Source organism: Azospirillum sp. P4_B5 (genome assembly GCF_056402275.1).
In genome coordinates this window covers 1-7320 of sequence record NZ_JBFUHT010000092.1, presented here as the reverse complement: position 1 = coordinate 7320, position 7320 = coordinate 1, and the positions used below count along the sequence as shown (strand labels likewise).

General features: G+C 66.1%; 8 protein-coding genes. 6 read left to right on the top strand and 2 right to left on the bottom strand.

Annotated elements, in window-relative coordinates; all coding sequences use genetic code 11:
* Positions 1-923: 923 nt before the first annotated feature.
* The gene (locus tag AC1DVI_RS31675) at positions 924-1352 is read right to left on the bottom strand and encodes an Lrp/AsnC family transcriptional regulator (RefSeq protein WP_051141069.1); all 429 of its coding nucleotides are present in this window, start codon (positions 1350-1352) and stop codon (positions 924-926) included.
* A gap of 155 nt (positions 1353-1507) precedes the next feature.
* On the opposite strand from AC1DVI_RS31675, the gene AC1DVI_RS31670 reads away from it, so the two are divergent.
* From AC1DVI_RS31670 to AC1DVI_RS31645, 6 genes are all read left to right on the top strand, one after another.
* Positions 1508-2923 (top strand): iron-containing redox enzyme family protein, encoded by a 1416-nt coding sequence (locus AC1DVI_RS31670; protein ID WP_476961357.1) that lies wholly within the window; start codon positions 1508-1510, stop codon positions 2921-2923.
* Positions 2920-3255 (top strand): Rieske 2Fe-2S domain-containing protein, encoded by a 336-nt coding sequence (locus AC1DVI_RS31665; protein ID WP_476961356.1) that lies wholly within the window; start codon positions 2920-2922, stop codon positions 3253-3255. Before AC1DVI_RS31670 ends, AC1DVI_RS31665 begins: the two co-directional genes overlap by 4 nt.
* Positions 3242-4549, top strand: a complete 1308-nt coding sequence (locus AC1DVI_RS31660; protein ID WP_476961355.1) for an APC family permease — start codon at positions 3242-3244, stop codon at positions 4547-4549. Before AC1DVI_RS31665 ends, AC1DVI_RS31660 begins: the two co-directional genes overlap by 14 nt.
* Before the next feature lie 96 nt (positions 4550-4645).
* Positions 4646-5083 carry a ribbon-helix-helix domain-containing protein gene (locus AC1DVI_RS31655; protein WP_476961354.1) on the top strand — a complete coding sequence of 146 codons (438 nt, stop codon included), beginning with the start codon at positions 4646-4648 and terminating at the stop codon, positions 5081-5083.
* Between the two features lie 414 nt (positions 5084-5497).
* Positions 5498-5923 (top strand): hypothetical protein, encoded by a 426-nt coding sequence (locus tag AC1DVI_RS31650; protein ID WP_476961353.1) that lies wholly within the window; start codon positions 5498-5500, stop codon positions 5921-5923.
* 284 nt (positions 5924-6207) lie between these two features.
* Positions 6208-7032, top strand: coding sequence for a 3'-5' exonuclease (locus AC1DVI_RS31645; RefSeq protein WP_476961352.1), 825 nt, complete (start codon positions 6208-6210; stop codon positions 7030-7032).
* Between the two features lie 69 nt (positions 7033-7101).
* Here the strand turns inward: AC1DVI_RS31645 and AC1DVI_RS31640 are convergent.
* Positions 7102-7320, bottom strand: a 219-nt coding sequence (locus AC1DVI_RS31640; RefSeq protein WP_476961351.1) for a dioxygenase family protein, incomplete at its 5' end; no start/stop codon positions are given.

Sequence of the window (7320 nt, the reverse complement as noted above, 5' to 3'; positions counted from 1 at the left end):
GATCGTCGGAGCGGCCTCCGCCTTGGCGCGCGTCGCCGCGCCGACCGACTTCGAGATCCAGGAGTGCCTCGTTCGAGAGTTGACCGGTGCCTGCATCCCGTTTCGTGCCCATGCTCCTGCAGCACCATGCGGAACGACCGCCGCCGTCATCCGACCTGAAGCGGGTGGGACGTCCAAAGAAACCCAGAAKCTGCGGCGTCCGTATGGTGTAAGTGWCTGTCGACAAAAGGATTTATTTTACGCGTGTCGGCGGTCGTTCAATTCGTCGGGATGCGGCATGGCTGGCCGCTCGCAGGCTTGGACCATTCAATGAAAGCGGCCCGGAGCGACCGCAGACGCCCCTGCGGGATAATCCTRCAGCGGTCGGCGTTGCTGAATTGGACAGCAAAGAGGACGTTACGTGGGCAAAATCCACAACATATTCAACCTCAAGAACTTTTGTTTTTTTGAAATCAACCGAATTRCGCGATATTGCCATTTCATCGCGGTATGGTAGATTGCCCATATGCTGTCGCGCTATGGTGCGGGCGCAGTTTCCAAGGGGAAGCGATCCTATATGGCAGTGAAGCCCACTCMAGATTCAGAGTTGGAGTTAACGGACGAAGCTTCTTGGCTGGTGGGTCGTGAAATTCGCCCAATCYGTATTGGGAAAGCCGTTCGAAAAGTGGAGTTGAATCGTACGGTATGGGTRATYTTGGAGGAAATCTGTCGATTGGAAGGCCTAAGCCTGCACGAKACGTTCGAGATGCTTGCGGATCGCTGCCGGTCCACCCGCGCCAGAACCCTGGGCAGGGCCGCCGAAGTGTTCGTCGTCGCCTACAACCGGCAGGCCGTTGCGCCGCTCCAACGTGAGAACAACGATCGAGAGCGGATCAAGCCGAAGTTCGTAATCACCATATCGCGTGTAAACTGACGGGCCGGGGTCAGCGTCGGAGACGGTTGAAGCGTTCCTTCAGAATCACGCAGGTGTTCACCCGCACCACGCCCTTGATCGCCTCGATCCGGCCCCGTACGTCGTTGAGATCCTCGAGGCTGCCGGTTTCCACGGTCAGGATCATGTCGATTTCTCCGCCGATGGACTGGCTGAGCTTGACCTGCGGGATTTTCTCGATCTCCTTCGCGACCTTCTCGCAGATGGGGCCCGTCAGATACAGGATCATATAGGCCGATACGACCGGCTTGGGCACGGGGACGCCGCGCCTGATCGTAAAGCCGGCGATCACGCCGGCTTTGACCAGGCGCTGGATGCGGGCGTAGACGGCGCTGCGCGAGAGGTTGACCTTGCGCGCCAGTTCCTGAACGGATTGGCGGCCGTCCGCTTCCAGGTGGCACAGAATCAGCTCGTCCACCATATCCACATCTCCAGGCTGTTGCCCCACCATCAACTCCGCACCACTGGACATATTTCGGCAAATTGACGTTACCGCTGGACGTATTGATGGGTCAAACTGGACATTCCGATTTGTAGCCTCTTCGTCATCGCGACCATGACGAAGGGTAGTCCGCAATGTCTGGTAATGCTGTCGCCTGCCGGCGCCACGAGGTTTCGCGCGCTGATCTGAACGGTCTCGCCACGCTGTTTTCGTCCCATCCCCTGTTCGGCCAGCCGACGTCGTTCCTGAACGACGACAACCCGTTCCTCCGTCCGCTCCGCCGGCAGGACGCCGCGACCATCGACCTGACCGTCAAGCTCGCTCCGTCGCAGATCGCCACCAACGCCGCTCTGTTCGGGCAGCGCCTGCTCACCACGATCTACGAGGCCGAGCTTCTGTTCCTGCCGGAAACCATGGACCGGCCTCGCCGCGAGGCGTTCGCCGCCTTCTATGACGACGATCTGAAATGCCTTGGTGAACGGCTTCGGCCCGGGCTGGAGCACCAGCTGTTCGGCTTTCTGGACGAGGAGATCGAAACCTCCGGCCATTGGACCATGCCGTCGTTCCGCGCCTACGCGGAGCATGCTCTGGCGCAGGCCAACACCGGCGAAAGCGCGGTCGTGCGCGCCATCCTTGAGGCGCGCAATCCGGCCACAGCCGCCGACGAGTTCCTGGTTCAGCTCTCGTCCGACTTCATCACCGARGCYTCGGCCATGGCCCGCAATGTCCTGGGGAATTACGGGCCGGCGCAGTCGGGGCTCTTCACGATCCTGATCGACGAGTACGGCTAYGGGGTGCCGRCGTCGAAGCACTCCACCATCTTCGAGRCCACCCTGAAGAGCCGCGGGCTGGATCACCGKCCCCACGCCTACTGGCAGTTCTTCCTGCCGTCGTCGCTGGCGCTGGTGAACTACTTCCACCTCGTGTCGCGCAACCACAAGCATTTCGGCCGCTATGTCGGTGCKCTYCTCTACACGGAGGCGACGCTTGCCGAAGCGAACCGCCAGCAGTCCGAGATGCTGCGCCGGATMTTCGGCGCCGAGGTGGACACCCGCTATTTCGAYGARCACCACGAGATCGACGYYCACCACGGCCGCATGGCGATGGAACGGGTGATCGYGCCGTTGGTCGAGCGGGTCGGCGACTGGATCCTGGCGGACGTCGTGCGGGGCTTCGAGGAGTTCAAGCTGCTCCAGACGCTCGCGGACAAGGATCTGATGGACCAGCTCGCGTTCGGCGATCGGCTGTTCAAGGCGCCCATGGCCGGCGACTTCTGCTCCTCGCATCCCGACATGTGGTCCGGCCCCGACGTGCTGACGTTCACCGAGCCGAAGGGCGAGGTTTCGGTGCTGCACATCCACGAYCAGGCCGAGCTTTTCCAGGTCACCGAAGGYGCGGTCGAGTTCACCGTCGGCCCSYTGCACTCGATCGAACTGGCRGCGGGGCAGTCCATCGTCATTCCCGGCGGSCGCCTGCACGGCACCAAGGTGCTTTCCGACACYTGCTCCTACCGCATCCGCAAGGCCGCCGGCCTGGGGCTGGCCGCATGAGAGTCGTCGAATTCGACCGCACGCAACACAACGGCGTGCTCGTGGACGAGACCCACTACTTCCTGCTCGCTCACGAAGGGCACAAGCCGTTGCTGTGCAGCGGCAAGTGCCCCCACCGCGGCGGCCCGCTGTTCCTGGGCACCGGCAACCACAAGACCGGCTCGATCAAGTGCCCCTGGCAYGAGACGACCTTTCCCCGCGCGATCCTGGAACGGCAGAGCGTCCCGACCGTGATCGTGGGCAACCGGGTGACCGCCGTCTTCGACGTTCCCRAGGATGCCGGTCTGGCYCCCTTCCACCAYGAGAGGATCATCGCCAATGAGCGCTCCTGACGCCAACGCCCTGCGGCCGACCATCAGCCTCTTCGGTGCGGTGACGCTGGCGATCGGCATCGTGGTGGGTGCCGGCATGCTGGCGCTCCCCGGCCTGGTCTATCAGCAAGCCGGAGGCTGGGCCCTCTGGTCGTGGTGCCTGGACGCGGTGGTGGTCGCCCCGCTCCTGGTGGTCTTCGCCAGCCTGGGCCGACGCTTCCCCTCCGCCGGCGGCGTGTCGGGTTTCGTCGCGGAGGCCTTTCCCTGGGCGGCCATCGGCACGTCCTACCTGCTGCTGGGCACCTTCGCGCTGGGCATCCCGGCCATCGCGCTGACCGGCGCCACCTACATCGTCCAGGGACTCGGGACCGACTCCGCCACCGCGCCGGCGCTGACCGCCGCGGTGGGAGCGGTCCTGCTCGGCACCGGTCTCCTCGCCACCTGGGCCGGCGCGAAGTTCGCCGGCCGCCTTCAGGACATCGTGGTCATGGTGCTGGCCGCCTGCCTGATCGCGGTGGCCTTGGGCGCGGTCCCGCATTGGGGCGCCATCGACTTCCGCGCGGGCTCGCCGTCGCTGTCCGGCCTGTGGGGCGGGGCGGCCCTGGCCTTCTTCGCCTTCACGGGCTGGGAGATGCTCGCCTTCACGGCGGAGGAGTTCAAGAACCCCAAGCGCGACTTCCCCATCGCCGTGGTGCTCAGCTTCGTGGTGGTGACCGGGCTCTACCTCGGCATTTCGGCGGCGGTGCAGGCCCTCGTGCCGCTCGACAGCCCACAACTCGCCGGCGCGCCGTTCCTCGCGGTGGTGGAGAACCTCGCGGGCGGGCGTGTTCCGGGCGTGGCGGTCGCGGTCCTGGTGACCGGCATCATCGTGGTGAACCTGAACGGCGCCTGCTGGGCGGCATCGCGCCTGCTGTTCGACATCGGCCGCCGCGGATGGGCGCCGGCCTCGCTCCGCCTGGGCACGGTGAATGGAAGCGGTACGCCGCGGGCCGCGGTCGGCGGAATGGCGCTGATCTTCGGGTCGGTGCTGGTCGCGCAGGCCGCGGGGATCGTCTCGCTCGAAACGCTGCTGATGACGGCGGGGCAGAACTTCTTCCTGCTGTATCTCGCCAGCGGTGCGGTCTACGTGGCCCTCGGGCGCACCGCCGCAAGCCGGATTTTCGGTGGCCTGGCGGTCATGGGATGTCTGCTGTTCGCCAAGGCCTACGGGTGGGGGCTCGTCTACGCGGTGATCGTGTTCAGCGTCCCCTATCTCGCGAAAAGGATCTTCCCTCAATCCCGGACGGCCGGCGCCGATGCGCCGATCGGTCCCTGACCCACACGGGGAAGGCACCGCAGCGGTCGCAAGCCGCCACGGTGCCGACCTGTCGCGTCTTCGCCTACCAAGGGCTGAGCCATGAACGATGAGATGTTGACCGCACCCGGCAACGACGACCGGGACGGGACCGGGAAGAAAGCGAACCGCCGGAGGAGCGAGCCGTCCCAGCGGGTCGGCAAGACGCAGTCGCCGATGATGAAGGCGGCGCTGGGGCAGGTGAACCGGGGCGTCGCCCTTACGCCGGGCCGCAGCATCAGGATCGACGGTCGGCGAACCACCATCCGCCTTCAGGATGCGCTCTGGGATGCGCTGCGGGAAATCTCCAAACGGGAGCGCCAAGGCGTCGACAGCCTCTGCACCGAGGCCGCCCGGAAGCGTCCGGCGGGTTTGTCGGTCAGCGCCGCGATTCGGCTGTTCATCACGCAGTATTTCCGTGAGGCCGCCAACGATGATCCCCTCGACTCCGAAGCGCCGGCGACGGACGTCCCGTTCGACAGGACGAGGGTGGGCAAGGATTGGAACGGGCGATAGACCGATGGGGTGCCGGTTGCGGTGTCGAGACCCGTTCCGTCGGCCCTCACGCCGGACTCGGTGCTGGACGGTGGGTGGTGGGATCAACCTTTCTCGGAGGGCGACAGACGCTCCTCCATCCGTTCCCCCATCGAACGTCCTGCGATCTTCATTGTGAAGTCGCCGCGGGGACCGCGGTTTCCCGTGCGCCGGATCGTTCGGATGTCCCGGCCACAGGCTCCGGCATGTCCGCCGTGCCGGATAGCGGGTCGCCGACGTTGTGCCCGGCGCGGACATGCCCTTCACACCGCGCGCCCGCAGATGGATTCGGCGGAGACGCTTTTTCCCGTATGGCTTACGATGGGAAGAAGGGGATGCATCCAGCCCCATCTTGCGGATGCCGCTCCGCGTCGTTGATGGTGATCGGTGCCGCTGATGAACCGCCGCCTTTTGTGCCTTGCCGTTCTGGGGCTCACGACCGCCGCTCCCGCAATGGGCCGGGAGGCCATCACGTGCCAGTCCTGGCGGCACCAGCCCATCGACGTCACGAGCGACGGCCGGATCCCCGCCTTCGTTCCGGACCGGGGCTGGGTGAGCGTTCACCCGCGCGGTGTCGAAGGACCCCAGCCCGATGGCCAGTGTTCCACCGAGCGGTTCCTCGCCCGCTTGGCTCAGACCACGATCGTGCTCACCCTGCGGAACGCCCGGCTGGTGGCCTTCTGCGCCCCACGAGATGTCGACGCCAATGATGTCGAGGCCGTCGTGCTCATCGATGGCGTCGACCTGCAGCGTATCCTGGTCGATGCGGCGTTGACCCAGCCTGCGGACGGCACGCCGCGCCGCGATTGGTGTGCCCGTTGACACGGCAGCGTTTTGCATCCGGAGCCGGCTGACGCGGCTCCGTCAGACGAGTTCGATGAGGACCAAGCCTCATTCCGCAATGGCCGCACCGCGGACCCAGCCCCAATCGACGCAGCATCGCATCGGGGCCTTCGGCGGCACCATCGGGCGGCTCGCTCCGCTGGTGAACGTCGCGGTGTGCCGTCCACGCAGCGCCAACCCCGCAGCGACGCGGAGCGGTCATTTGTCCGTTGTGCTTCCCCGATCGTTTGAGGAGCATGGCGCCGGCGCACCCCGGAGGCCCCATGCACCACGACACCCTGCTCTGCCTCGACATCGAGACGATGCCGGACCGCCAGATCCTTCCGGCGGACTGGCCGGCGGAGAAGTTCCCGCCGCCGCATTGCCATCAGATCGTGGCGATCAGCTTCGTCGAGGCGGCCATCGACCGGTCCTCCGGGGTGGAGCGCTACCGTGTCACCGAGTGCCGCTCCGGCGGCGACCTCGACTATGACGAGGAGCGGCTGATCCGCGGTTTCTGGAAGCACTTCGCCCGGACGCTGCCGCGTGTGGTCACCTGGAACGGGCGCGGCTTCGACCTGCCGGTGCTGCGCCTGCGCGCGATGGTCTACGGCGTGCCGGTGCCGGCGTGGTTCCAAACCGGCGACAAATGGAACGGCTACACCCAGCGCTACCAGCCCGACTTCAACTGCGACCTGATGGAGCAGGTCGCCGACTACGGCGCCTCACAGCGCATCGGTCTGCAGGACATCGCCGACCTGATCGGCCTGCCCGGCAAGATCGGCGGCCACGGCAGCGAGGTGGCCGACATGATGGCGCGCGGCGAGCTGGAAAAGGTTCGGGCCTACTGCGAGTCGGACGTGCTGACCCTCTACGCCGCCTATGTCCGCTGGGCGCTGCTCACCGGACGCACCGACCCGGCCGGGCACAACGCCAGCGTCGACAGCTTGGTGGAGTGCCTCGTGCGCGAACGCGTCGACCGGCCACATCTCGGAACATTCCTCGACCTGTGGCAGGCCTCGACACGGCCCGCCCCGATGCATGTGCCCGTGCCGCGCCCCGCGCCGGTCGCCGAACCGCCGCATCTGCCGAGCGAACACGTCCTCTGAGGCGGTGTCGGCTTGGTGGATCGGGCCGCTCACCGGTGTGGAGAGCCGACACCGATCCTCCACGGAGGATCAAAGGTCGAGGACGATGTCGAAGGTGCCCTGGACGGCGCCCGCCTCGAGGCCGTCCGCCGCGGTCAAAGGGATGATCACGCTGCGGCGCGCCTGCGGGTCGCGGATGGCGTTCAGCAGGCCGTCGCGGGCGTTCAGCGGTTCTCCCGCGACGTACATCTGCGTCACGAACCGCCCGGTGCCGGGCACGATCACCGCGTAATGGATGTGCGGCGTGCG

Coding starts and splice junctions, on each gene's coding strand:
- AC1DVI_RS31675 (WP_051141069.1), bottom strand. CDS start 1,352: ATGGTGGACGAGCTGATTCTGTGCCACCTGGAAGCGGACGGCCGCCAA.
- AC1DVI_RS31660 (WP_476961355.1), top strand. CDS start 3,242: ATGAGCGCTCCTGACGCCAACGCCCTGCGGCCGACCATCAGCCTCTTC.
- AC1DVI_RS31650 (WP_476961353.1), top strand. CDS start 5,498: ATGAACCGCCGCCTTTTGTGCCTTGCCGTTCTGGGGCTCACGACCGCC.
- AC1DVI_RS31645 (WP_476961352.1), top strand. CDS start 6,208: ATGCACCACGACACCCTGCTCTGCCTCGACATCGAGACGATGCCGGAC.